The sequence below is a fragment of the Pseudomonas sp. GW821-FHT09A09 genome, assembly GCF_059418405.1.
The window spans coordinates 14,963-38,987 of sequence record NZ_JBWKPU010000043.1 but is presented as its reverse complement, the minus strand read 5'-3'; the positions used below and the strand labels follow the sequence as shown (position 1 = coordinate 38,987).

Genomic DNA, 24,025 nt, shown 5'->3' with positions numbered 1-24,025 from the left:
GGCCGGGTCCTCTTACAGCGTGCCGTCGGCCGCCATTTGCACGTAGCGGGGGTCGAAATGCAGCTTGAGGTTGGCGGTGTCGCCGCTGGTCACGCCGTTGGCAAAGCTCATGCCCACCGCGCTGGTGTCCTTGGCGCCTTCGCCGAGCAGGCCGTGTTCAAAGGAGAACTCGGCGACCTTGCGCATGGTGGCCGGCAGTTGCGCGCTGGTGGCAAACGCCAGGGCTTCCTTGGGCGTGGCGAACAGCTTGGTGGTGTCCAGTTGCGCCTGGAACCCCTTGAGGTCGGTGCCGGAGGCCTTGGCCATATGTTCGAGGGCTTCGGTGCTGGCGGCGCCTTTGGCGTTCATCAGCGCGACGGTTTCAAACCAGGCGCCGGTGAGGGCCTTGCCCAGGGCCGGGTTGTCCTTGAGGACCTGGGTATTGACCACCATCATGTCCATGATTTCGCCGGGCACTTTGCTGGAGTCGAACACCTGGGTGACGCCAGGCTTGGCCTTGATCTCGGAAAGCATCGGGTTCCAGGTGGTCACGGCTTGCACCTGGTCGGTGTTGAAGGCCGCGGCGATGTCGGCGTCGGAGGTGTTGACCACTTTCAGGTCTTTTTCCGTGAGGTCAGCCGACTCCAGGGCGCGGGCCAGCAGGTAGTGGGACACGGAGAGTTCCACCAGGTTGACGTTCATGCCCTTGAGGTCGGCCACGGTCTTGCCGGTGCCCTTGATCACCACGCCATCGTTGCCGTTGGAAAAGTCGCTGACCACCAGTGCGGTGCTGTCCACACCGCCTGCGGCGGGAATGGTCAGCGCATCCATGTTGGTCATGGTACAGCCGTCAAACTGGCCGGCGGTGTACTGGTTAATGGATTCGACGTAGTCATTGAGCTGCACCATGTCGATCTTGATGCCGTACTTTTTGGCCCACTTGTCGAGGATGCCCTGGCTGCCGGCGTACTCCCACGGCATCCAGCCGGCATAAATGGTCCAGCACACGCTGAAGTGGTCTTTGGGGGCGGCTTGGGTTTGTACACTCAACACCGCAGCAAAGGCGGCGGCGAGCAAGGCGGGTAAACGCAGTGAGGGCATGGGGCTTCTCCAGTTGATCAAGGGCGAGCAGGAGCAACGCGGCACCGTGAACGGTGGCTTGTCTCCCGGGCTTTTATCCCGCCGTGTAACCTCAACTGGAGGTCGCCAACTCTCGGACCAGCCACTCGCTTTTGGCGAGCCGGAACCCTAGTCGGCCATTGCAAATTGTGGTGCCGCGAACCTGTTTTCAATCCTGCACGCCAGAGGCAAAGCGAGAGTCGTGCCAAGTGGCAGGCACGCCTGAAGATCGCGGGTTTGCGCGATACACGAGAACAGGCAGGGCTGGGTGGTGCGTTGTGCTGGTGCGCGGTCGCACTGAGATGAGGCATCCGTTTCGTCTGAAACAGATGTTTCAACCTGTGTCGGAAACGCACCAGATTCGGTTTTTGATGTCAGATGTTTCGTCATTCAGTGAAAGACGAATGCCGCCCTCCAGCGTCGCTGGAGGTGCTCTTCCGCGGTCCAGGAGGCCGCCATGTATCGACGATTGCTTCTCAGCGCTTTACTCGGTCTGACCCTTTCTGCGTGTGTGCCCTATTACGAGGGCGGCCAGAGCTATTACCGTTCCGAGGTCTACACCGCACCGGCGCCAGCGTATTACTACGGCGGCGGCACGGCGTATCAATACGGGCGCAGTTACTACCCGGCGCCGCGTTACTATGCGCCGCAACCGCGCTATTACTCGGCACCGCGCTACTACCAACCGGCACCGCGCTATTATCCACGGCCCGATTACCGGCCCTACCCGAACCAGGGCTGGGGCAACCGTTGGGGTAATGGCGGTGGCCACAACAGGGGCGGCGGGCATGGCGGGCACGGCGGCCATGGCGGCCGCTAAATGTCGGACAAGTCCGCCAGCGGGTGGCGGCCTTCCCAGGCCTTGTGGAAGTGCGCGTGCACCACGGCGTCGGGAATCGCGTTGATATCCGGCCAGTGCCAGTGAGGTTTCTGGTCTTTATCGATCAAGCGTGCCCGCACGCCCTCGGCGAATTCCGGATGGCGGCAGCAGTTGAGGCTCAAGGTGTATTCCATCTGGAACACCTGGGCCAACGACAGGTGGCGGGCGCGCTGGATCTGTTCCCACACCAGGTGCGCGGTCAGCGGGCAGCCCTCGCTCAAGGTGGTGCCGGCACGCTTGAACAGTGGGTCGGCGTGATCTCGCAGCAGGCTCAAGGCCCGCCAAGCGCAGCGCACATCGCCCACGTCCAGCCATTCGTCGATCTGTGCCCGGCGCGGTAGCCACTGGGCTTCGGGTTGCTGGCCGACCGCTTCCTGGGCCAGGGCCTTGAGCAGGCTGTTGATCTGCATCGCGGTCTGTTCCTGCCAGTTCAGTTGCAGCAAGCCTTCGATCAGTTCGTCTTGCTGGTCATCGCGCAGGAAGCGGTCGGCCAGGCCCAGGTTCATGGCATCACGGCCATTGATATGGGCGCCGGTCAGGCCGAGGAACAGACCGAGCTTGCCGGGCAGGCGTGACAGAAACCAGCTGGCGCCCACGTCCGGGTACAGGCCGATGCTGATCTCCGGCATCGCCAGGCGGCTGGTCGGCGTGACGATGCGCACCGCCGCACTCTGCAACAAGCCCATGCCACCGCCCAACACGTAGCCGTGGCCCCAGCAGATCACGGGCTTGGGGTAGGTGTGCAAGCGGTAGTCGAGGCGGTACTCCGCAGCAAAGAACTGTGCGGCCAACGCCGGCACTTCACCAGGCTGTTCACGGCAGGCCAGGGCCAGGCTGCGCACTTCGCCACCGGCGCAAAACGCCTTGGCGCCATTGCCGCGCAACAGCACACAGACAATGTTGGGGTCTTTGGCCCAGGCGTCCAGGCGTTCGCCCAGCGCCAGGATCATCGGCAGGGACAAGGCATTCAGGGATTTTTCAGCGTCCAGGCTGGCGATGCCCAGGCGGGCACCGTCGCTGCCGGTCAGCTCTTCGAAGTGCAGGTTCATCATGACCTCATTCGGGGGAGTGAAGGTTCAGTATGCTCGCATCCCAGGAAAGTGCCGCAGGTGTGTCAGATCAATTGACAAGCGGGGGCGGCTTTCCTAGGGTTCGCCTCATTCTTTTTTACAAGACCATTCAAACATGACCGACGGCGACCGTATCAAACTCGAACCCAGCTGGAAGCACGCCCTGCGTGATGAGTTCGAAAAGCCCTACATGGCCGAGCTGCGCGAGTTCCTGCGCCTGGAGCACGCGGCCGGCAAAGAGATCTACCCGCCGGGCCCGCTGATTTTCAATGCGCTCAATTCCACGCCGCTGGACAAGGTCAAGGTGGTGATCCTCGGCCAGGACCCGTACCACGGCCCCGGCCAGGCCCACGGCCTGTGCTTCTCGGTGCAACCGGGCGTGCCGACGCCGCCGTCACTGGTCAACATCTACAAAGAACTCAAGCGCGACCTGAACATCGACATCCCCAATCACGGTTGCCTGCAGAGCTGGGCTGACCAGGGCGTGCTGTTGCTCAACACCACCATGACCGTCGAGCGCGCCAACGCCAATGCCCACGCAGGCAAGGGCTGGCAGTTCTTTACCGATCGCATTATCGAGGTGGTCAGCGAGCACCAACCCCACCTGGTGTTCCTGCTGTGGGGCGCCCATGCCCAGGGCAAGCAGAAGCTGGTCGATGCCACCAAGCACCTGGTGCTGACTTCGGTGCACCCGTCGCCGCTCTCGGCGTATCGCGGGTTTCTGGGATGCGGGCATTTCAGCCGTACCAACAAGTTTCTTGAGCAGAATGGCGAGACGCCGATTGAGTGGTGTTTGCCGCCGCTTTAAGCACGCGTGGGGACAACGCAAGCAAGCTTTGCGCCGTAGGCACCTGTGAGTTCTGACAGTATTCAACCTGTCGATTTACGTTTTAACTGTTCTCCTGACCGTAGGCGGAGGGTTCGCACCAGCGCAGTAGCCCATGGTCGCCACATCATGGGTTGCGTTGGGAGAATGAGATGACTGACTCGAAGGTGCGCCAACAGAAAAAAACCGTCGCCCAAAAGGCCCGTCCCAACAAAAGAAAAAAGAGCTCTCCTGCCGGGCTTGCCGCTCCATCGCCAGGGGTGGTGGGCCCACTACCGGAAGACGGCCTTCCACTGTTATGGGACGAAGCCGCACACAAAATCCCCCTGTCAGTTCGGGGCCAGCCTTTCAAAGTCACCATTCCAAGCGTGTGGACGCCCAATAACGCAGCCACAAACGTGCGCACCAACATTGAATACTTCTGGAAGGGCGACCACGTGTGGACCGAGGAGATCCTCGGCCCCTATGATCCCGCCGTCTTGTTCCCGTACACCAAAGCGCTGCCGGCATGGTTGCTGGATACGCCCGGTGTCAGCCAGATGTATTACAAGATCAGTGGGGTATTGTTGCCGACGGGCGAGTCGGAGCGAACGCTGATTGATGTCGACGATCTTGCCCCCAACCAGGATAACCCGGGTGCCGAACTTATATTCGGCCCCGACACACTTGACGGCGTGAGTGATGCCGAGCTCACCGCCGACGCAGGTATCCCCTGTGAAGTTCCACGTTACCTGGTCATGCGCACCGAAGACGTGGTCATGGTGTTCTTTGGGACCATCCCCAATATCGACTATGTCGGCAGTTTTACGGTTGAACGGCGTCACATTGAAGACGGTGACCCACTGCTGTACCTGATTCCCGAGGCAGTTGTTCGCACCAGTGGTGGTGGTGAAAGGTGGGCGTCCTATCGGTTGATGGACCGTGTCGGCAACATCGGACCTTTTTCCGATCCGGTCAAACTCGATATCAACCTGGTTTCCTTGCCCGATTTGCTCCGGCCTTTGGTGCCTCGGGCAGAAACCGATGGCCTGATTGACCTGGATGATATCCGCCAAGGCGTGAGTTTCTCCCTGCAGGAGGTGATAGGGGCGGAGGAGGGCGATACCCTGACTCTGCGCTGGAACACCCATATTCTGGCGACGATTACCGTAGGTGCGACGCAGATCTGGCCCATTTCCGTGGACGTCACGTGGCCGATATTCCTGGTTGGCGGGTTTGACGCTCGATACCCGGTAAGGGTGTGGTACGCGTTTGCGCGGGGTTCGCTCACCAAGAACTCACCGGACACCTTCATTGAAGTCGATGCTACGGTGGCAGGTGATCCCCCGGTCAGCCCCGATCCGATCAACCCCGCGTTGCCGATTGTAACGGTCAAAGGGGTCACCGCGGATAACGTGGTCACTCCCGCAGACTCACCCGGCCCTGCCTTGGTTGAGGTGCCTTTGTTCTTCAATCCGCAGGTGGGGGAAAACCTGCGTCTGTTCTGGGGCAATGACGCCACATTTGCCGATATAAAAGTGGTCGATCCCGGAGATGTCGCCGGGCAAACCGTGCAGCTGTATGTGCCGTGGGCCTTGATCGTCGCGGGGGGTGGGCTGGTAGAGGTTTATTACTGGACCTATAACGGCGTCAATTATCAACGAAGCCGTGCCACCCAGGTTCGTGTTGAGTTGGATACCTTGACGGGGCTGGCAGCGGCAAGCTTGCTGAACAATCACCCGTCTAAAATGATCGCGTGCGATACCGTACCTCAGCCCTATGAGGCGGTCATCCTGGGGATTCCCTGGAGCACGACTCACTTTGAAGTCGGCGATAAGGTCAGGTTGTTCTGGAGCAGTCACCGCACGACCAATGGTGGGGGGGCGCCTATTGCGGGGTCTCAGGTCTGGTTTGAACTGGAACTGACGGACGCCCACAGGACTGCTGGAGTGGCAGAGGTCTACATAGAACCCTTCGACCCGTTGATCACAGTGCCTGGGCTGATTTCAACCAATGGTTCCGGGTTGTTTTACTTCCGTCTCTACAAAATGTCGGGCCCAACCGGCAAGTCAGCTGCCAATTTCGCACGGATTGATCTGATTCGGCCCGGTGGAACGACATGCCTCGCGCCTCCTGCAGGTAAGCCGTCGAAACCCGGCAAAGCAAAAACCCAGTAGAAAACAGGTTGAATGTCAGGGGGGCCTTAGGCCCCCTTGTTGTTTTGATTCAAGCGGGCACTGGCAGGGTTTGATCACATTAAATCAATCGTGCATGTCCTTATTGTCGTCAGCGATGTGCGTAGGGGCGCGACGATAAAACAACGACGACGCAGAAGTGGATAACACGCAAAACTGTCAATGTTGACAGGTGTGCGAATGTTTTTTGGGGCGCTTAATACAAGTGGCTACCTGTCTGTTTTTGAAGCGGGCACGTTATCTAAACTTCCGGAGTCAACCAAGATGGCAAGTTTAAAGAAACCCAAAAATATCAAGGAACCCAAAGCGCCCAAGAAAGCCAAGAAAAAAGCCAAAGCTTCCGGTCGCTCGGTTTTGACAGAGCCTCGATCCACGCGAAGAGCCCCACGGGCAGGCTCACTGGCTGCCATAGACGTGTTGAATGCACTGCCAGATGTGCCCGGTGGCCAGCCTGGTTTGATGAGTCTCCAGACGCTTTACCTGGAGGGTTTGATGATTGAGATCCCCAGATGGTCCCCAGGGGGAGGCGGCCCGTTTGCGAGGTACGCTCTGGAGATCAGGATCAATAATGTGCTCGTGGGGCCCCGTGAGGACCTTGGCCCCAACCTGAATGCCCCCGAGCTGATATGGCCTCGCCCTTACACGTTCGATCAAGCGCAATTGGGTGATCACGGTCTCAAAAACCTGACCTACGAAGTGTTTCATGGTACGACGTCTGATAGTTCGAGTGGGCCCGCGGTCGTTACGGTTGACCGATACGACACACACGCCGGGACCCGGCCGGCCAGAGCAACGCTTCCGGCCTGGGTGGTCAGTGGCAAAGTGACGGTGGAGTTGCTCAACGTTCCGACCAACATTTTCACCGTCACCTGCAGCCCTCGGTTTGATCCTCAGGTAGGGGATCAACTCAGTATTTTCTGGCATTACACGGATCCGACGCCGATTGCCACAGTCACCGATTTGCCCGTCAATAATTTACCGGTGAGCGTTACCTTGGACAAGGCGGACATCTTGGACATGGAGTCAGGCGTCTACCAACTGGCGTATACCTACTACGACCGCGCCGGTAATGAAACGACCTTCCCCCCTTATTTGACGGAGATAACGCTTACAGTTGACCCCAGTCCTTCAAACCTGCAACCGCCTGTCGTGCCCGAAGCGCCGCTGGATCGGGAGGACGCTCAGTTGAATCGCGCCTATGTTCGAATCACGGGCTACGACAACGTTAAAATTGGCCAACAAATCGTTGTCAATTTTAACGGGCTATTGATCTATGCACCGGTGAACAACTTAACGTTCCCTAAAGACATTCCAATACCGTGGAACGTTTTGGCGTCTGGAGGTGAGGATGCCCCTTATATCGCCGATGTCTTTTACGTGGTTGTTGCAGACGGTAATGCCTCGCCGTCTTCCAGCACGATCAGCGTTCCCGTGGATCTGACGGCTCCGGGCCTGATTCCCGATCCGGGTGGCCCCGGTCCGGTCAATCCTAATCTTGGGCTGCTCACAATCACCTCGGCTGGCGGTTTGACCAACGAGATCGGCCCGGGCGATACAGGTAATGCCACGGCCACTTTTGCGGTCTATACCGGCGCTGTGGCAGGTGACCGAATCCAGATTTACTGGAACGGCTCTCCGGCGCTTTTACCACCTTACACCGTTACGCTGGCGGATGAGACGGCTTCACAATTCAGTATCCCGGTTCCTGCGTCAGTCATTGCCCTGGTGGGTAACGGAGTCCACGATGTTTATTACAGCCTCAACAATGGAACCAACAACAATTTCATTGATTCCCTGCCAACCCCAGTCGATGTAAAAGCGTTCGTGATTGGAGATTTGGAACTGCTGCAATATCCAGATGCGCAGGGGACTGGGGCTGACGACGATCCGTTCTTCATTAACTGTGATGATGGCATTACGTCAGGCATCAAAACCAAAATCATCAGCCCGGGCAAATTGAAAGCTGGCGATCAAGTGACCCTGGTATGGGTGATCTATGGGCCTGATGACTTCTTCTCGTCAGTCGTGGTACTCGAACATGAGTTCCCTCCGGTGACCGTCACGTTGGATCACTTTGCCGGACACCCTGGCGAAATATTCACGGTGCCCTACGCCACTTACATCTCCCCCGTCACACAGGGGCGTGTCGAGGCTTATTACAAAGTACTCACGCTGGGGGGGACTCCGGGAGAGTCCGACCCTAGTGCCTTGTACGTCAGTCGGTATCAGCTGGGCGGAGGCGTTTGCGGTTAAAGCGCTGTTTCAAATGCATTGAGTGACGCCCATTAACCCTTGGGGGCAAGCCCCAAGGGTTATCGATGCTGGCTTGAGGGTTCACCTCAAAATTTCGCCCACCCACCATTAAGGAAAGTCCTACAGGGTCGTTGATTCGGCCTACATGAAGTTCCCCTTCGGGTACGTAACCTCGGCGCCTCTGAAAGCCTGAGTCGATGAGTCCTGTAATCGATTGGCTTGTTCAGTCATCCGACTAGAGGTTCTACCCTATGAATACCCAAGTACTCTTCAAGCGCTCGCGCTTGTCTACCGCGATCAAAATCCTGGCGATTGCACCTTTTTCACTGGCGGCAACTCACGTGTCTGCCGTAGACCTGGGCGCAGGTCAGCAACTCGTCATTGATGCCGAGAGCCCGTTTGATCGCTACACCCTGAAAGACGGTGCCAAGCTGACTTCCAACGGTGGTTCGATTCTCAGCGTGCTGTCGCAGAATTCGATCTTTGAAATGAATGGCGGCCAAGTGGTTGCGGGCTCCGAAGACGGCGTTCGGTTGTTCGGCAGCCAGGCAGCCATTCGCGACGCTCACATTTCCAGTGCAAGCGGCATTGGGCTGGTCGTGGGCGAGCAGGATGGTGTGGGCAGTCACGCGGTGGTGTCCAACAGCCTGATTGAAGGGGCCACCTATGGCGTCAACCTGGGGCGGGAAAGCACGCTGCAGATGATGAACACCGATGTCGTCGGTGGAGAGTTCGGTGTGTTGGCGATCGACGGTAACCTGGCCGCCCAAGGCGGCAGTCTGACCGGCGGCACCAATGGTCTTTACGTCTATCGCAGCGGTGGAGAAACCGCACCCACCCGCTTTCACCTTGATGGCACCCGCGTCGTCGGTCAAACCGGTGCCGCCATTGTGGTGGATGGGCCGGGGACGGGAGTTACACCGATTACCCTCAGCAATGGCACCACACTGGAAGGTGGCAACGGCAACATGCTGGAACTGATCAACGGCGGCTCCGCTGACGTACTGGTCAACAACAGCAACCTGGTCGGCAACATCCAGGTCGGCAGCGGCAGTGCGCTGGACCTGAACCTGGATTTCGCCTCGATGACCGGCGACATCATCAACAACGGCGGCACTGCCAATGTGGGCCTGAACAACGGCGCGATCCTCACCGGCCGCCTGGAAAACGTCGACAAGCTGTCGGTCAACAGCGATGCCACCTGGGTGCTGGTCGATGGCCAGGATGAACTCAAGGAACTGTCGATGAATGGCGGTAACGTCAAGTTCGGCGACTCGGGCGCGTTCTACCAACTGGACGTGACCAATCTCAATGGCACGGGCGGCACCTTTATCATGAAGGCGGATTTCTCCACCTTGACGGGTGACTTCCTCAACGTGACAGGGACTTCGTCCGGCGCCCACCAGTTGCTGATCTCCAGCACCGGTGCCGACCCGTTGTCCGATGACCGTTTGCATGTGGTCCACACCGCCGACGGCGGTGCCACATTCAGTCTGGTCGGTGATCGTGTTGATGTGGGTACCTATTCGTACGGCCTGGTCAGCGATAACCGTGACCAGGACTGGTACCTGGACCCGAACAACAAAGTGATCAGCCCGAGCACCAATTCGGTACTGGCGCTGTTCAACGCGGCACCAAGTGTGTTGTTGGGCGAAATGACCACCCTGCGTACCCGCATGGGTGAGTTGCGCTTCAACGATGGCAAATCCGCCGGGTTGTGGAGCCGTGCCTACGGCAACAAGTATGAAGTGTCCAACGACAAGACCGGTCTGGGTTACAACCAATCCCAACGCGGTTTCACCATCGGTGCCGATGCACCGCTGCAAGCCGGTGATGGTCAGTGGTTGATCGGTGCGATGGCCGGCCACAGTACTTCGGACCTGGACCTCAACCGTGGCAGCAAGGCTGAGATCAAAAGCTACTACGTGGGTGGTTATGCCACTTGGCTGGATGCCGAAAGCGGCTTCTACTTCGACGGCGTGCTCAAGCTCAACCGCTTGCACAGCGATTCTGACGTGGCGATGAGCGACGGCAAGAAAGCCAAGGGCAACTACACGCAAAACGCTGTGGGCGCTTCGGCGGAAGTGGGCCGTCACATCAAGTTGGACGATGGCTATTTCGTTGAGCCGTATGGACAAATCGCGGCAGTGATCACCCAGGCCCAGAGCTACACCCTGGACAACGGCCTGCAGGCCAAGGGCGATCGTTCGAGCACGGTGATCGGTGAAGTCGGCGTGACCGCTGGCCGCAACTTCCAACTGGAAAGTGGCAGCGTGTTGCAGCCGTACCTCAAGGCCGCAGTGGCCCATGAGTTCGACCAGAGCAACAAGGTGTTCGTCAATGACAATTCGTTCAATAACGACCTGTCGGGGTCACGCTTGAAGCTGGGCGCGGGCGTGGCGATGTCGGTGTCGCAGAATGTGAAGTTGCATACTGACCTGGAGCACAGCACTGGCAAGAATATCAAGCAGCCATTTGGGGTTAATTTAGGGTTACGGTACGAATTCTGATTCTGAGTACCAGGCACAAGATTCTTGTGCCTGTGTTGCATCACAAAAAACGCCCTGTGCTGCTGAGCACGGGGCGTTTTTTGTGTCAGCGCAGTTCATTCAAGCAAGTTGGCCTTAGTTCTCGCCTTCTTCACACTAGGGCACCAAGCACCAGGCCCAAAATTGATTGTTCGGGTTTCGGCAGTAGATGCCGTTGGGGTACTGGATGCTCCAGACCGCCCTGGATAATGCATCGCATCCACCGTCAAGGCATAGCCAATAGACCGATCCCTGGTCAGTAAACCAAGTACTGGGAGGGCCATAAACCCTCTCCATGAGGTTTATCCCATCGTAGTAGGGCAGGCCCACTGCACCGGACAACGAGTTACGCCAACTGATCGCTTGATTGAATGTCAAGCCCGAATTATATGTGTACAGTTGCCATACATTTCTCACCGATACTGGATACGAGACGGTATTGCCAAGGCTATCCCGTGCATCGATAACCGTGTCGCCGTTGTGCCTTCCGATTACTTTACCGGTTGCTGCCGCTACGGTCGCTATACCCGTATTTCTGGATGAATAGGAAATCGAACCTGTACCGCCGGAGGCCGTACGAGTTTGAGTGTTGCCGATGTAGTCTTGCCCATTGTGGTTCAGAGTGGGCGCGTAAATCGCACGGCCATGTAAATTCATCTGGGAGGTATCAATGGTGAGCGCGGGGGCTTGTTTGATCTGATACGCCACTGGTTTGAGCTTGATTGCTGTCGCTTTGTCAGCCATCTCGTCCAATGACACATGGGCTTGAACTGTTACTGACGTCCCGTTGGGAAGAGCCATCAAGTACGCCTTCTGAATCAAGTTCACCGTTTGTTTGGCAGCGAACTCCGCGGCGCTGACTACGACGCCGTTTCGCACATTCTGGTCGCCAGAAGTGTGCAGGATATCGACGAACACCGGTTGTCCAGCCTTGAAAAATGGCCACTGCGTAACGCGCACATTGTTGGCGCCATTGGCAGTAATAACCCCTCCCACCGCTTCAGGTACGCTCACTAATTCAGGTGTTTGTTCCGACAGCGCATCCACGTTAACGGTCAGCTTAGGAGACTCAATAACGTTTCCGTTGCGCTGCACTTCAGCATGCGCGGTGAAGGGCTCACCCAAATAAGCTGCGACAAAGTCACTGCCGTAGGCAAACGTGATGTAGTCATGGCCTGCATCCGGAACGCCGGGTTTAGACGGGATAGAGGGCATTCCCAGACCTGGCTTGCCCTGCACCACCAGTGTCACAAGATCTGTAGGCTGCATCAGATATTTGACCCTGAATGTGACGATACGAGGCGAGGGCGTCCAGACGTTCAGCGGATTAAGTTGCGTGACGCAAGGTGACACAAAGGTGCTTTCGAGCAGGCTTGGGCAGTCGGTGATTTGCAGCATCGCGCCTACGTTGACGATCAACGGTAGAGATTTGAGCGGTGTGTCTGTAGGCAGTGTCCTGACTTCCCAGTGCAGTGTCATGGTGCCTTCTTTGTTCGCCAGCACAATCGCGCGCGCAATCGTGAAAGGCAGCGGTGAGTTAAACCAGGTGGGCGTCACTTTCAACCACGCGGTGGTGATACTGCCACCTGGTTTGCTGCCAATGGCAACAACCCGGACCTCATCGTTCAGGGCGATGCTCGAATGTGGATGGACGAGTGCCTTCAGGTTGCCTTTGCTGACGAGTTCATCAAATACATGGTCAGGCGGTGGTGCTTCTGGCGAAGTAGGAGGCGGCAGTGTCACCGCAATGTCGCCCACCTGAACGACTACCGATTTCGACGGACGAGTGGTGTCGTCATTGACCACATAGTACGCCTTGAAAGATGAACCCTCCAGAGGGGCGAATACGCTGGAGTAGTCCAGAAAGTAGTCGAGGTCTCCCGTGCCTGCGATCTCAGTGTATTTCGCATACACAGGGGTGCCGTCCAGGGCCTTGCCTTCGATGATCAGGTCGACCTTGTCACTGGGGTCTTGTCCGAAGAAGGGCACGGTAATTTCCACTGGATCAGTATCTACCGGCAGGACACCGCCTACGAGCCCTTTGACCACGGGGGCTGGCCGGCTGTTGTCAACAGGCGTGCCGCGCATGCTGTAAACGACGGCATTGGAGGGCGTATTCGCCTCACCCACTCGCACGCGTTCGTAAGTAATCAACAAGCGGCCCCCCGCAAGTTTTTTGGCAAACTCCAATGGTATGGGAACGTAAATTCGCAACGCGTTGGGCTGTGGTATGTCAGCGGTTTCGATATGCTTGAGAGGCTCACCTGTCGAGGTAAGCCCTAGATAGGTGACAAGTACTTGGTCGTTGAGGGCCCAGCCATAATTTCTGATTGATATTTCAGTGTTCAGGTCGCTCAATTGTGCATCAGTGTCAATGAAGTCTTCGTCTGAACCCCCGTCGTAATCGGATTCAAGCACATACGGTTCAGGCAACAACGGGCCGGTGCCCCCGCCCACATTGTTTTGTATAAGCCTTGGAATCGAAAAGCCGTGGGACTGATTGCCGGCCTTATCCCGCACGAACCATTCAAAAATGTTTACACCGGGCGTTACCTGCTGCCAGGTGCCATAGTTGATAGTGATAACGATGGGCGCGCTGCCGGAGGCCTCAAAACTGGTGACTGTGTGGGTGACGATCACCCCGCCAATACTGATGAAGATCACATCACCTTCTTTGCGGTGGTAGACCTGATCCACCAGCGGGTTCACCGGGTAATCATCAATGATCACCTTGATGCCGAGTTGAGCGGCCGCCTGGGTGATGATGCCGAAGGCTTCGATGGTGGGATCTTCGAAGCGGGGACGCGCCAGGTTTTCATTGATGGTGGGGGTACTGGCCTGTGGGTCTAGGCCCCCGGGCGCTTTGGTGTCCACCCAGACGTTCAAAAGGGTGGTCTCCTCGACGACACCGCTCAAGCGCCTGACGAAGCCTTGCAGTGTGTTGTTTGCCTGGTCGATAAACCGAACGGACTCAATGTTCAGCGTAATATCCTTGCCAAGGGTGGCGTCAGTGTCGGAGACGTTGTAGTTGGCGACTTCCAAACCATTGAGTTCAACCCAGACAAAGTCATTCTCGGCCTGCTCGAGCCAGGCGTAGAGGATGTAGATGACGCCGAGGGCGCTGACTGTCAGGGCGGCGTTATTGAGGGCTCCGTCGGTGCCGACGATGGGAGTGAGATTCGGAATATAGGGGTACAGCGCAGCGAAGGGCTGTCGGGATGACGGTGGCCTGTGAAAGCCTGGGGGGCAGCCTCCAGGATCAGGCCTGTCAGGTAGGCGCCCCCCAGGTTTTCTACCAGGTTTTCTGCGTTGCACTATGGGTACGCAGCCGCAGGGCACGGCTGGCGGCTGGGTTTGATCAGATGTCAAATCCGTCGATGTGCAGCTACAGGTGGTAGCTGGTAGGGAGTTTTGATCATGTGTCATGACGGGATACCTGTCTGAGTATTAATCAAGAGCACGACCCGTGATTCATCGTTGAATTGAGTCGAGGCCTTGATTCAGCGCTCCGCCTCACGGCCTGACCAGCTGTGAGAATTGACAGTTCAGACCAGCGGCCGTAGCTCGTTGCGAGCCACGCCCGTCCAGGTCAAGGTTGGCGGTTCCAGTGCCGGAACAACGGCTCCGCCAGAAACAACACAAACAACAAGCGCATCACCTGCATCGCCGTCACCAACGGCACCGACAGTTGCAGGGTTTCGGCGGTGAGGCTCATCTCGGCAATGCCGCCGGGCATCATGCCCAGGGTCAGCGAGCGCAAGTCCAAATGAGTCAGCGCACTCAACCCCACCGCCGCCAACGTCGCCAGTGCCATGGTCAGCGCGGTGCCGATCAAGGTGCGGCCCATGAACGAAGGCGCGCGGCGAAAGAACTGCCGGTTGAAGTGGCAACCCAGGCCGCTGCCGATCAACCATTGGCCGATCTGGCTGCCGCCATCGGGCAAGCCGATGTGCAGATCCCACACAACGCTGGCAGTCGCACTCACCAGTAAGGGCCCGAACAGCCACGGGTTCGGCTGGCGTAAACGTTGCCAACCCCAGGCCACCAGTGCGCCCATCGGAAACAATGCGAACAGCCAAGGCCAACTGACCGGTGCCGGATGAAACTGTGGCGTGCCGCCTTCAAGCAGGTACTTGAAGATCGCCGGCACACACAGCACCACCACCAACACCCGCAGACTCTGCCCCGCCGCGACACGGCTGAGCACCGCGCCGTTGCGTGCGCCGAGGTTGACCATCTCACCGGAACCGCCCGGCATGCTGGAGAAAAACGCCGTGGCGCGGTCTTCACCGCTGCGGCGCATCAACCACACGCCGACAATGCTCGACAGGCTGGTGACCAGTGCGCCGAAGAAGATCAGCCCGAAGTGGCTCATCACCTGCTCGATCACCACCGGGGTGAAGTGCAGGCCAATGCCGATGCCCACCACCCATTGGCCGCATTTGCGCCCGCCGGGAATCTCCGCCAACTGCCACGGCGTGAGGCAACGCACCAGAATGATCGCCAGCAACGAGCCGACCATGTACGGCAAAGGCCAGCCGACCAGGCTGGCCAGGTAACCGCCGGCCAGGCCGACCAGCGGTGTTCCCCACCAATGTTTAAAGGTGACCTCAGACATCGGCCAGGGCACGACGCTGCAGGGCACGTTTGCGGTAGATGCGCACCAGCGGGAAGGCCAGCATCAGCGCGGTCAGTACCCACACACCAAAGGTGATCGGGCTCGACCAGAGGATGTCCAGCGCTCCGTTGGAGATCGACAGTGCACGGCGCAGGTTCTGCTCCATCAGGCCGCCGAGGATAAAGCCCAGCAGCACCGGCGACAGCGGGAAGTCGAGCTTGCGCAGGATATAACCGAAGATGCCGATACCGACCATCAGGAACAGGTCGAAGGTGGTGGCGTGAACCGCGTACACACCGATCGCGGTGATGATGGCGATCACGGGTACCAGCGCCCAGTTCGGCACGGCGAGGATGCGCGTGAAGATACGGATCATCGGGATGTTGAGGATCACCAGCATGATGTTGGCGATGAACAACGACGCGATCAGGCCCCAGACGATGTCGGGTTGCTGTTGGAACAACAGCGGACCCGGGGTGATGTTGTACAGCGACAGGGCGCCGATCATCACCGCCGTGGTGCCCGAACCGGGTACGCCGAGGGTCAGCATCGGCACCAGGGCGCCGCAGGCAGAAGCACCAATGGCGGTTTCTGGGGCGGCGAGGCCGCGCATGTCGCCCTGGCCGAATTTGCCGCTGGCACCGGCCAGGCGTTTTTCGGTCATGTAGGCAACGGCCGAGGCCAGGGTGGCGCCGGCGCCGGGCAACACGCCCATGATGAAACCCAGCAGGCCGCAGCGGATGTTCACCACGAAGACCGCCGAGGCTTCCTTGAAGTTGAACAGCATGCGCCCGGTGGCTTTGACCGCTTCCTGGCCGCGGTGGGTTTTTTCCAGTAGCAGCAGAATTTCGCTGATGGAAAACAGGCCCAAGACCAGCACGACAAATTGAATGCCGTCGGTGAGGTGGATGTTATCGCCGGTAAAACGGTACACGCCGCTATTCGCGTCGATACCGACCGCCGACAGGAACAGGCCGATCAGCGCCGCCACGAAGGTCTTCAGCGGTTTGTCACCGGCCATGCCACCGAGGCAGACAATCGCGAACACCATCAGGACGAAATATTCCGCCGGGCCGAAGGCAATCGCCCATTTGGCCAGCAGCGGAGCAAACAGCACCATGCCGCAGGTGGCGATAAAGGCTCCGATGAACGAACTCCACGCCGACAACGACAGCGCCACACCGGCCAGGCCTTTGCGGGCCATCGGGTAGCCGTCGAGGGTGGTCATCACGGTGGAGGCTTCGCCCGGGATGTTCAACAGGATTGAGCTGATACGGCCGCCGTATTCGCAGCCCAGGTACACGGCTGCCAGCAGGATCAACGCCGACTCTGGCGGCAGGCCCAAGGCAAACGCGATGGGGATCAACAGCGCAACGCCGTTGATCGGGCCCAAACCCGGCAACAGGCCGACCACGGTGCCGATCAAGGTGCCGCACAGCGCGGTCACCAGGTTGTAGGGGGACAGTGCAACGCCGAAGCCCTGACCCAAATAGCTGAAAGTATCCATGTCAGTTCTCCAGAACGTCGAGCAGGCCGAGGGGCAGCGGTACATCCATGGCTTTGTCGAACAGCAGGTACAAGCCGATGGCCATCAACGTGACGATCACCACGCTCGGCAACCAGCGGCCACCGTACAGGCGGGCCATGGGGATGCCGATCAGCATGCTGCTGAGGATGAAACCCAGGGGTTCGAAGGTGCCGGCAAACACGATCAGCAGCGCTACGCAGATGCCGATCTTGATCAGGGTTTCGCGGTCCAGCGCCGGTTCGTCTTCGGTGTGCTTGGTGGGCTGTGGGCGAAACAGCATGTAGATCAGGCCCAGGCTCATCAGCCCAAGCATCAGCAGCGGGTAGGCGCGCGGCCCCACCGGCTCGTAGGAAAACGCGGCCTGGTACGGCCACGCCATCAGCGCGAGACCGGCACAGACCAACAGCATCACGCTGGCGAAAATGCGTTGTAAAAGCATAGGAAGCTCCTAGGCCGCTTTTGTGGGAGCGGGCTTGCCCGCGAAAAATCCAAGGACGCCGTGCGTGTCCAGGCAGCACGCGTCATCGTTGATGTCTTTCGCGGGCAAGCCCGCTCCCACAGAAGGGCGTTTATTGGATCAGGCCGAACTCTTTGGCCAGCACTTTGTAGTCAGCCACCTGTTTCTTCACGTAGGTGTCCAGCTCGGGGCCGGTCATGGCGAACGGGAACAGCTCGCGCTGGTCACGCAGCTTGGCGAACTCGTCGGACGCCAGCAGTTTGTCGAACGCGTCTTTCCACCAGGCGTAGTCGGCATCGCTGACTTTTGGCCCGAGGTAGAAGCCGCGCACTACTGGCCAGACGATGTCGTAGCCTTGCTCTTTGGCCGTCGGAATGTTCTTCATTTCTGGCTCGTCCAGGCGCTGCTCGGAGAACACCGCCAGCAGGCGCATGTCACCGCTGAGGATGTGCGGCATGGAGTCGGAGATGTCGGTACTGCCGACCTGAATGTGACCACCGAGCAGGGCCGTGGCGATTTCACCGCCGCCTTCGAGGGCCACGTAACGCAGCTCGCGCGGATTGATCCCGGCGGCCTTGGCGATCAGGGCGGTTTGCATCCAGTCCTGGCTGCCGACGGTGCCACCGGAACCGATCACCACGCTGCCCGGATCTTTCTTCAGGGCTTTGACCAGGTCGTCGAGGGTCTTGTAGGGCGAATCGTTTTTCACCGCGATGGCACCGTAGCTGGTGCCGACGGCTGCCAGCCATCGCACGGCGCTTTCATCGAAGCGGCCGAACTTGCCCTGGGCCAGGTTCAACAACGAACCGCTGGACCATGCCACCAGGGTGCCGGCGTCCGCAGGGCGCTGTGCGACCACCGCGTTGTAGGCCACCGCGCCCACGCCACCCGGCATGTAGGTCACGCGCATTGGCTTGCTCAGCAGCTTTTCGTTGACCAGCGCGCTTTGCGCCAGCTTGCAGGTCAGGTCAAAACCACCGCCTGGCGAGGCCGGAGCGATGCACTCCGGGCGCTTGGGCTCGTCGGCGGCCAACAGTTGGCCGGCGAACATCATGCAGCCGGCGGCGAGGGCCAATTTACGCAGTGAAAAGGTCATCTGTTTATCTCCGTCTTTGTTGTTATGAGTGGCTACTTACCAGAGGGCACTTACCAGAGAGCGACGCTGTAGCTGACCAGCAAGCGCACTTCATCCGCATCACGGGCCGAGTAGTTGGTGCGGTAGGTGGCATTGCGCAGGCGCACGGCCACATCCTTGAATGTGCCGCTCTGCACCACGTAGCGGATCTCGCTGTTGCGTTCCCATTCCTTGCCGGTCTCGCCGTTCTTGAGCTTGATGTTGTCACCCGACAGGTAACGGCTCATGAAACTCAGGCCGGGAATGCCCAGCTTGGCGAAGTCATAGTCGTAGCGGGCTTGCCAGGAGCGCTCTTCGGCGCCGGCAAAGTCGTTGATCTGCACGAAGTTGACCAGGTACGGGTCGCTGCCATCCACATACGGGAACGCGCTGTCACCGAACATGCGCTGGTAGCCGGCGCTGAGCTTATGGCCATTGAGGCCATAGCTGAACAGGCTGCTGAAGGATTTGTTGTCGATCTTGCCGCCACGGGCGCTGCCGGTGTCATCACTGATGGCCAGGCGCAGGTCGGTGCCGAAGGTGCCGGGGCCCATCGGGCGCGCGGCGACCAGGCCGAGGAAGTGCTGGCGGTACACGTCGTCGAGCTGGGCGAAGTGGTAGCTGCCGGTGATCTTGTCGGCGAATTTGTAGTCGGCGCCACCGAAGTTGAAGTGCTTGCCGGTGGCTGCGGTCAAGAAGCGGCTGTTCTTGTTGTTGAGGGCGATATCTTCGTAGTTGGTGTCGTCGCGGTCCTTGGCTTTGTCCAGGCGGCCAGCGGTGAACACCAGGTTCTTGAACTCTTTGGAGGTGATCAGGCCGCCGTTGAAGGTCTGCGGCAGGATGCGGCCATCGTTGGGCTTGAGGATCGGCAATTCCGGGATCAGCGAGCCGATCTTCAACTCGGTGGCGGAGATTTTTACTTTGCCGGTCAGGCCCAGCTTGGAATACTCATTGGCAGCGCGACCGTCGTCGTGGGTTGGCAACAGGCCGGTGCCGGTGCGGTCGGGGCTGGAGTCGAGCTTGACCCCGAGCATGCCCAGCGCGTCCACGCCAAAACCGACGGTGCCGTCGGTGTAGCCCGATTGCAGATTGAGCATGAAGCCCTGGGCCCATTCGTCGCGCTTGGATTGTTGGGCGCTGGTGCCGTCGCGAAAGTCGCGGTTGAAGTACATGTTGCGGGTTTCGAGGGTGGCGCTGCTGTCTTCGAAAAAGGCAGCCTGGCTGAGCGGCGAGAAGCCGGCAAAGGCAGCGGCACTGGCGAGGGCGGTCTGGGTCAGGCGGGAAAAACGCACAGGCGAGGAGGCCTGGGGCTGTGTCGACAGCATCGTTGTGTACTCCGTTATTGTTCTTATTTTGGCGAAAACGCTTCGAGGCGTTTTTCGGGCGCTACGGATCAGGTAGCTGGGCGGGCAGAACCCACCGTTGCCCGATGCTAAAGGGCGAAGCTTTCACTAACCTTTCAGTTGCCTTTCAATGTTTTCGGGCTTCACAGGGCAGGTAGCGCCTGTAAACTGCCCGGCAAAGCGTGGCGTCGACCATGCCCGAATGAGGTAAAAAAACCATGCGTGTCCTCCTGGTTGAAGACCATTTGCAGCTCGCCGAAAGTGTCGCCCAAGCGCTCAAGAGCACGGGTTTGACCGTCGACGTGTTGCACGATGGGGTGGCCGCGGACCTGGCCTTGAGCAGCGAGGAATACGCGGCGGCGATCCTCGACGTGGGGCTGCCGCGCATGGACGGTTTCGAGGTATTGGCACGCTTGCGCGCCCGTGGAAAAAACTTGCCGGTGCTGATGCTGACGGCTCGCAGCGATGTGAAAGACCGCGTGCACGGCTTGAACCTGGGCGCCGACGACTACTTGGCCAAGCCGTTTGAACTGACGGAACTGGAGGCGCGGGTCAAGGCGCTGTTGCGACGCAGCGTGTTGGGAGGCGAGCGTCAGCAGGCCTGTGGGGTGCTGGTCTATGACCTGGATACGAGGCGCTTCACCGTCGGCGGCGAGCTGATGACGTTGACCTCTCGCGAGCAGGCGGTACTGGAGGCGTTGATCGCTCGCCCGGGCCGCGTGATGAGCAAGGAACAACTGGCCTCCCAGGTGTTTGGCCTGGACGAAGAAGCCAGCCCTGACGCGATTGAGATCTACGTGCACCGCCTGCGCAAGAAACTCGATGGCCAGCCCATCGCCATCGTGACATTCCGCGGTCTCGGCTACCTGCTGGAAGCCCGCGATGCATAAGCCCAGCAGCCTGCGCTGGCGGCTGCTGTGGAACCTGGCGCTGTTGCTGGTGCTGTTGATGCTGGCCAGTGGCATGAGTGCTTACTGGAATGGTCGCGAGGCGGCCGATACGGCCTACGACCGCACGTTGCTGGCCTCGGCGCGCACCATCGCAGCGGGCCTGACCCAGGTGGACGGCACCCTAAGCGCCAATGTGCCGTATGTGGCCTTGGATACGTTTGCCTACGACAGCGCCGGGCGTATTTATTACCAGGTCAATGACATCGACCAGAAGCTGATCTCGGGTTACGAGCACCTGCCCGGCCCACCGCCCGGCACGCCGCGCACCGATGATTATCCGGCGCTGGCACGCTTTTACGACGCCGTGTATCAGGGCCAGCCAGTGCGCGTGGTGAGCCTGCTCAAGGCCGTCTCCGAGCCGAACATGAACGGCATGGCGGAAATCCGCGTGGCGGAAACCGACGAAGCACGGGTGGCCATGGCTCGCAGCCTGATGGCCGACACCTTGCTGCGCTTGGGCATGCTGGCCATTGGTGCGTTGATGTTGGTGTGGTTCGCCGTAAGTGCGGCGCTGCGCCCGTTGGAGCGCCTGCGAACGGCGGTAGAAGAGCGCCAGCCCGATGACCTGCGCCCACTGCCGCTGGTGGAAGTGCAGCATGAGTTCGGCCCGTTGGTGCGTTCCCTCAACCACTTCACCGAACGCCTGCGCGGGCAGTTTGAACGCCAGGCGCAGTTTATTGCCGATGCGGCCCACGAGTTGCGCACGCCGCTGGCGGCGCTCAAGGCCCGGCTCGAACTGGGCCTGCGTGCCGAAGAACCGGCGACCTGGCGCAGTACCCTGGAAACAGCGGCCCAGGGCACTGATCGCCTGACGCACCTGGCCAATCAGTTGCTGTCCCTGGCGCGCATCGAAAATGGCGCCCGGGCGATTGCCGAAGGTGGCGCGCAATTGCTCGACCTCAGCCAATTGGCCCGTGAGCTGGGCATGGCCATGGCGCCTTTGGCCCACGCACGAGGTGTTGCGCTGGCCCTGGAGGCGGATGAACCGGTGTGGTTGCGCGGGGAGCCGACGCTGCTCAATGAACTGCTGAGTAACCTGGTGGATAACGCCCTGGCCCACACGCCACCGGGTGGTAATGTGATTTTGCGCGTGACGACGCCGGCAGTGCTGGAAGTAGAAGACGATGGCCCCGGTATCCCGCTGGATGAGCGGGACCGGGTGTTCGAGCGTTTTTACCGACGCAACCAGCAAAGCATGGGGTCAGGCCTGGGGCTGGCGATTGTCGGGGAGATCTGTCGGGCACACCTGGCGCAGATCAGCCTGCATGATGGCGAGTTGGCGGGGTTGAAGGTGCGGGTGAGTTTTATCGCGGGTGATCAATAAAACATCGAACGCGCCTCATCCAGCTCGGCGCGCAGCGCGTCGCTGTAAGGGTCTACGCGCAGCTTCTTGATCGCCGGAAGACTGGAGACAGCCACACTCGCCAGCGGGTGTTGGGTGCCACGATGGCAATACAGCACGGCGACCTGCACCAGGTCGATGTAATCCAGGGTGGCCGAGTCGCGTTCCAGGTCCAGATACTGGCCCGGCAGGTTCGCCAGCATTTCCGGGAAGTCCCAGCCACGCAGCAGTTTGTCGCCCAGTACGGGATGGATGCTGTCGATCACATGGTTGAGGCTGACCGGGTCGGACAGCAGCTCGTAGTGGTCTTCGGCGTAGGTGAGGATCGGTAGCACGCCGATCTGGTGCACCAACCCGCCGAGCGCGGCCTGATCCGGCTTGAGCTGGCTGTGGCTGCGGCACAGGGCGTAGCTCACGCCCGCCACTTCCAGGCTGCGACGCCAGACGTCGCGCATCTTCTGCTCGACGGCTTCGGAGCGGGCGTGAAAGATCTGTTCCATCACCAGGCCAATCGCCAGGTTGCTGCTGTAGTTGGTGCCCAGCCGAGTGATTGCGGTGTGCAGGTCGGTGACTTCCTGGGACGCGCGCAGCAGCGGGCTGTTGACCACTTTGATCAGGCGCGCCGACAGCGCGGTATCGCGACCAATCACTTTGCTTAAGTGGCTGATGCTGATATCCGGGTCTTCTGCGGCCTGACGGATGTTCAGGGCCACTTCCGGTAATGTCGGCAGAACCAGGTCATCGTTATCGATGGCCGTCACCAAAGCCTGTTGGACTTTTTCCGCCAGCTTGTTCATTCATGCTCTCTAGGGTGTTGCAAAAAGGTACGGCGATCAGCGCTGGATCTCTCGGTCACGGTCGAGCGTGTAAGGCAGGTCATGCAGTTGCAGGCTGGGGCCTTCCAGTGTGCCTAAGTGCACATCGCCACTATCGGCAGCTTCGGCTTGCAGCACGGCAAGAAGTTCAATCGTCTGGTCAGCTTTTGCCGCCAGCACCACTTCGCCGATCGAGCTGTTGTGGCTAGGGGAAAACAGCGGGGTGCCTGGCTCGGGCATATGCGGCGCATCGAGGCTCAAGCGGTACAGGCGACGCTTGAGTTTGCCCAGGTACTGCATGCGCGCGACGATTTCCTGGCCGGTGTAGCAGCCTTTCTTGAAGCTGACGCCGCCTACGGCTTGCAGGTTGAGCATCTGCGGGATGAACAGCTCGCGGGTTTGCGGCATGACCTGGCCGATGCCGGCACGCACTTGGCCGAGCAGCCAGTCATTCAAGTCAGCTTCTTTCAATTGGGCGGCCAATTGGCCGTGCACAGCATCGGCCTGGTCGGCAGGCACCCAGAGCTCGGCGCGACCAGGGGAGACGCGGATGGCGATCAGCGAATCGGTACGTGCGACGCTGTCGTTTTCAGCCGGCAGCTCAAGGCCGAGGCTGGCCAGGGCTTGATCCGCCTCCACCAGGCCGAAGCGTGCCCATGCAGCGCTTTCGTCGGTGAGCTTGGATTTGGAGAACACGGCGTATTTTTTCAGGTCGGCCAGTTGCGGTTCGAGCAGCTCGGTGGCCATGGCCAGGAGTACGCCATCACCATGCAACAGGATGCGAAAGCTCGACTGCATGCGGCCTTTTTGCGTGCAGCGCGCGCCGAGGCTAGCCTGGGTATCGCTCAGGTAATTGAGGTTGCAGGTCAGTTGCCCTTGCAGGAACTTGGCAGCGTCGGCGCCGCGGACGGCGAGAACGCCTTCGTGGGACAGGGGGCAGAAGAAAGCAGAGTCAGCCATGGGTCATCGCAGGTCAAAAAGTCATGGGTGCATCATAGAGGGGCGCCCGGCAAATGGATAGTTTCCGTA

17 protein-coding genes and 1 riboswitch are annotated in these 24,025 nt (G+C 59.6%); of the genes, 7 read left to right on the top strand and 10 right to left on the bottom strand.

The window, feature by feature from the left end:
- Positions 1 to 12: 12 nt before the first annotated feature.
- On the bottom strand, positions 13 to 1,080 hold the full coding sequence (locus AC07OV_RS26985) for a putative urea ABC transporter substrate-binding protein (protein WP_495093321.1): 1,068 nt from the start codon (positions 1,078 to 1,080) through the stop codon (positions 13 to 15).
- A gap of 60 nt (positions 1,081 to 1,140) precedes the next feature.
- A riboswitch (guanidine-I (ykkC/yxkD leader) is annotated at positions 1,141 to 1,242 on the bottom strand.
- Positions 1,243 to 1,555: 313 nt separating this feature from the next.
- On the opposite strand from AC07OV_RS26985, the gene AC07OV_RS26980 reads away from it, so the two are divergent.
- Entirely contained in the window at positions 1,556 to 1,918 is a 363-nt protein-coding gene (locus AC07OV_RS26980; protein ID WP_495093320.1) for a hypothetical protein, read from the top strand.
- On the opposite strand, the gene dspII is transcribed toward AC07OV_RS26980, so the two are convergent.
- A complete protein-coding gene (dspII, locus tag AC07OV_RS26975) occupies positions 1,915 to 3,027 on the bottom strand; it encodes an enoyl-CoA hydratase/isomerase DspII (RefSeq protein ID WP_495093319.1) in 1,113 nt (370 codons plus the stop codon). The genes AC07OV_RS26980 and dspII overlap by 4 nt on opposite strands.
- A 136-nt stretch (positions 3,028 to 3,163) precedes the next feature.
- Between dspII and ung the strand changes: the two genes are divergently transcribed.
- The 4 genes from ung (at position 3,164) to AC07OV_RS26955 (ending at position 10,811) form a co-directional block, all read left to right on the top strand.
- Positions 3,164 to 3,856, top strand: a complete 693-nt coding sequence (gene ung, locus AC07OV_RS26970; RefSeq protein ID WP_176999194.1) for a uracil-DNA glycosylase — start codon at positions 3,164 to 3,166, stop codon at positions 3,854 to 3,856.
- A gap of 170 nt (positions 3,857 to 4,026) precedes the next feature.
- On the top strand, positions 4,027 to 6,030 hold the full coding sequence (locus AC07OV_RS26965; RefSeq protein ID WP_495093318.1) for a hypothetical protein: 2,004 nt from the start codon (positions 4,027 to 4,029) through the stop codon (positions 6,028 to 6,030).
- A 198-nt stretch (positions 6,031 to 6,228) separates the two neighbouring features.
- The gene (locus AC07OV_RS26960; protein WP_495093317.1) at positions 6,229 to 8,301 is read left to right on the top strand and encodes a hypothetical protein; all 2,073 of its coding nucleotides are present in this window, start codon (positions 6,229 to 6,231) and stop codon (positions 8,299 to 8,301) included.
- A 251-nt stretch (positions 8,302 to 8,552) separates the two neighbouring features.
- Positions 8,553 to 10,811, top strand: a complete 2,259-nt coding sequence (locus AC07OV_RS26955) for an autotransporter outer membrane beta-barrel domain-containing protein (RefSeq protein WP_494997681.1) — start codon at positions 8,553 to 8,555, stop codon at positions 10,809 to 10,811.
- A gap of 135 nt (positions 10,812 to 10,946) precedes the next feature.
- Here AC07OV_RS26955 and AC07OV_RS26950 read toward each other — a convergent pair whose 3' ends face one another.
- The 6 genes from AC07OV_RS26950 to AC07OV_RS26925 all read right to left on the bottom strand — a co-directional run bounded on the left by AC07OV_RS26950 (position 10,947) and on the right by AC07OV_RS26925 (position 19,871).
- Entirely contained in the window at positions 10,947 to 14,255 is a 3,309-nt protein-coding gene (locus AC07OV_RS26950) for an immunoglobulin-like domain-containing protein (protein ID WP_495093316.1), read from the bottom strand.
- Positions 14,256 to 14,418: 163 nt separating this feature from the next.
- Positions 14,419 to 15,447, bottom strand: a complete 1,029-nt coding sequence (locus AC07OV_RS26945; RefSeq protein WP_176999189.1) for an AbrB family transcriptional regulator — start codon at positions 15,445 to 15,447, stop codon at positions 14,419 to 14,421.
- Complete coding sequence (locus tag AC07OV_RS26940) at positions 15,440 to 16,954, bottom strand: tripartite tricarboxylate transporter permease (RefSeq protein ID WP_176999188.1); 1,515 nt, start codon at positions 16,952 to 16,954, stop codon at positions 15,440 to 15,442. Before AC07OV_RS26940 ends, AC07OV_RS26945 begins: the two co-directional genes overlap by 8 nt.
- A gap of 1 nt (position 16,955) precedes the next feature.
- Positions 16,956 to 17,414 carry a tripartite tricarboxylate transporter TctB family protein gene (locus AC07OV_RS26935; protein WP_176999187.1) on the bottom strand — a complete coding sequence of 153 codons (459 nt, stop codon included), beginning with the start codon at positions 17,412 to 17,414 and terminating at the stop codon, positions 16,956 to 16,958.
- 130 nt (positions 17,415 to 17,544) lie between these two features.
- A complete protein-coding gene (locus AC07OV_RS26930) occupies positions 17,545 to 18,528 on the bottom strand; it encodes a Bug family tripartite tricarboxylate transporter substrate binding protein (protein WP_176999186.1) in 984 nt (327 codons plus the stop codon).
- A 50-nt stretch (positions 18,529 to 18,578) separates the two neighbouring features.
- Positions 18,579 to 19,871, bottom strand: a complete 1,293-nt coding sequence (locus AC07OV_RS26925; RefSeq protein WP_494997683.1) for an OprD family porin — start codon at positions 19,869 to 19,871, stop codon at positions 18,579 to 18,581.
- 236 nt (positions 19,872 to 20,107) lie between these two features.
- Between AC07OV_RS26925 and AC07OV_RS26920 the strand changes: the two genes are divergently transcribed.
- Both AC07OV_RS26920 and AC07OV_RS26915 read left to right on the top strand, forming a co-directional pair.
- Positions 20,108 to 20,779, top strand: a complete 672-nt coding sequence (locus tag AC07OV_RS26920) for a response regulator (RefSeq protein WP_010212220.1) — start codon at positions 20,108 to 20,110, stop codon at positions 20,777 to 20,779.
- Entirely contained in the window at positions 20,772 to 22,163 is a 1,392-nt protein-coding gene (locus AC07OV_RS26915) for a sensor histidine kinase (protein WP_494997684.1), read from the top strand. Before AC07OV_RS26920 ends, AC07OV_RS26915 begins: the two co-directional genes overlap by 8 nt.
- On the opposite strand, the gene AC07OV_RS26910 is transcribed toward AC07OV_RS26915, so the two are convergent.
- Positions 22,157 to 22,978, bottom strand: coding sequence for an HDOD domain-containing protein (locus AC07OV_RS26910; protein WP_176999183.1), 822 nt, complete (start codon positions 22,976 to 22,978; stop codon positions 22,157 to 22,159). The two genes, AC07OV_RS26915 and AC07OV_RS26910, sit on opposite strands and share 7 nt — an antisense overlap.
- Positions 22,979 to 23,014: 36 nt before the next feature.
- The gene (gene ygfZ / locus AC07OV_RS26905; protein ID WP_494997685.1) at positions 23,015 to 23,956 is read right to left on the bottom strand and encodes a CAF17-like 4Fe-4S cluster assembly/insertion protein YgfZ; all 942 of its coding nucleotides are present in this window, start codon (positions 23,954 to 23,956) and stop codon (positions 23,015 to 23,017) included.
- Positions 23,957 to 24,025: the final 69 nt, after the last annotated feature.

Bases quoted from the DNA above. Each gene is read 5' to 3' on its own strand.
- AC07OV_RS26945 (WP_176999189.1), bottom strand. From the start codon at position 15,447: ATGTCTGAGGTCACCTTTAAACATTGGTGGGGAACACCGCTGGTCGGC.
- AC07OV_RS26910 (WP_176999183.1), bottom strand. From the start codon at position 22,978: ATGAACAAGCTGGCGGAAAAAGTCCAACAGGCTTTGGTGACGGCCATC.
- ygfZ (WP_494997685.1), bottom strand. From the start codon at position 23,956: ATGGCTGACTCTGCTTTCTTCTGCCCCCTGTCCCACGAAGGCGTTCTC.
- AC07OV_RS26940 (WP_176999188.1), bottom strand. From the start codon at position 16,954: ATGGATACTTTCAGCTATTTGGGTCAGGGCTTCGGCGTTGCACTGTCC.
- ung (WP_176999194.1), top strand. From the start codon at position 3,164: ATGACCGACGGCGACCGTATCAAACTCGAACCCAGCTGGAAGCACGCC.
- AC07OV_RS26960 (WP_495093317.1), top strand. From the start codon at position 6,229: ATGTTTTTTGGGGCGCTTAATACAAGTGGCTACCTGTCTGTTTTTGAA.
- AC07OV_RS26965 (WP_495093318.1), top strand. From the start codon at position 4,027: ATGACTGACTCGAAGGTGCGCCAACAGAAAAAAACCGTCGCCCAAAAG.
- AC07OV_RS26955 (WP_494997681.1), top strand. From the start codon at position 8,553: ATGAATACCCAAGTACTCTTCAAGCGCTCGCGCTTGTCTACCGCGATC.
- AC07OV_RS26950 (WP_495093316.1), bottom strand. From the start codon at position 14,255: ATGACACATGATCAAAACTCCCTACCAGCTACCACCTGTAGCTGCACA.
- AC07OV_RS26930 (WP_176999186.1), bottom strand. From the start codon at position 18,528: ATGACCTTTTCACTGCGTAAATTGGCCCTCGCCGCCGGCTGCATGATG.
- AC07OV_RS26935 (WP_176999187.1), bottom strand. From the start codon at position 17,414: ATGCTTTTACAACGCATTTTCGCCAGCGTGATGCTGTTGGTCTGTGCC.
- AC07OV_RS26925 (WP_494997683.1), bottom strand. From the start codon at position 19,871: ATGCTGTCGACACAGCCCCAGGCCTCCTCGCCTGTGCGTTTTTCCCGC.
- dspII (WP_495093319.1), bottom strand. From the start codon at position 3,027: ATGAACCTGCACTTCGAAGAGCTGACCGGCAGCGACGGTGCCCGCCTG.
- AC07OV_RS26920 (WP_010212220.1), top strand. From the start codon at position 20,108: ATGCGTGTCCTCCTGGTTGAAGACCATTTGCAGCTCGCCGAAAGTGTC.
- AC07OV_RS26985 (WP_495093321.1), bottom strand. From the start codon at position 1,080: ATGCCCTCACTGCGTTTACCCGCCTTGCTCGCCGCCGCCTTTGCTGCG.
- AC07OV_RS26980 (WP_495093320.1), top strand. From the start codon at position 1,556: ATGTATCGACGATTGCTTCTCAGCGCTTTACTCGGTCTGACCCTTTCT.
- AC07OV_RS26915 (WP_494997684.1), top strand. From the start codon at position 20,772: ATGCATAAGCCCAGCAGCCTGCGCTGGCGGCTGCTGTGGAACCTGGCG.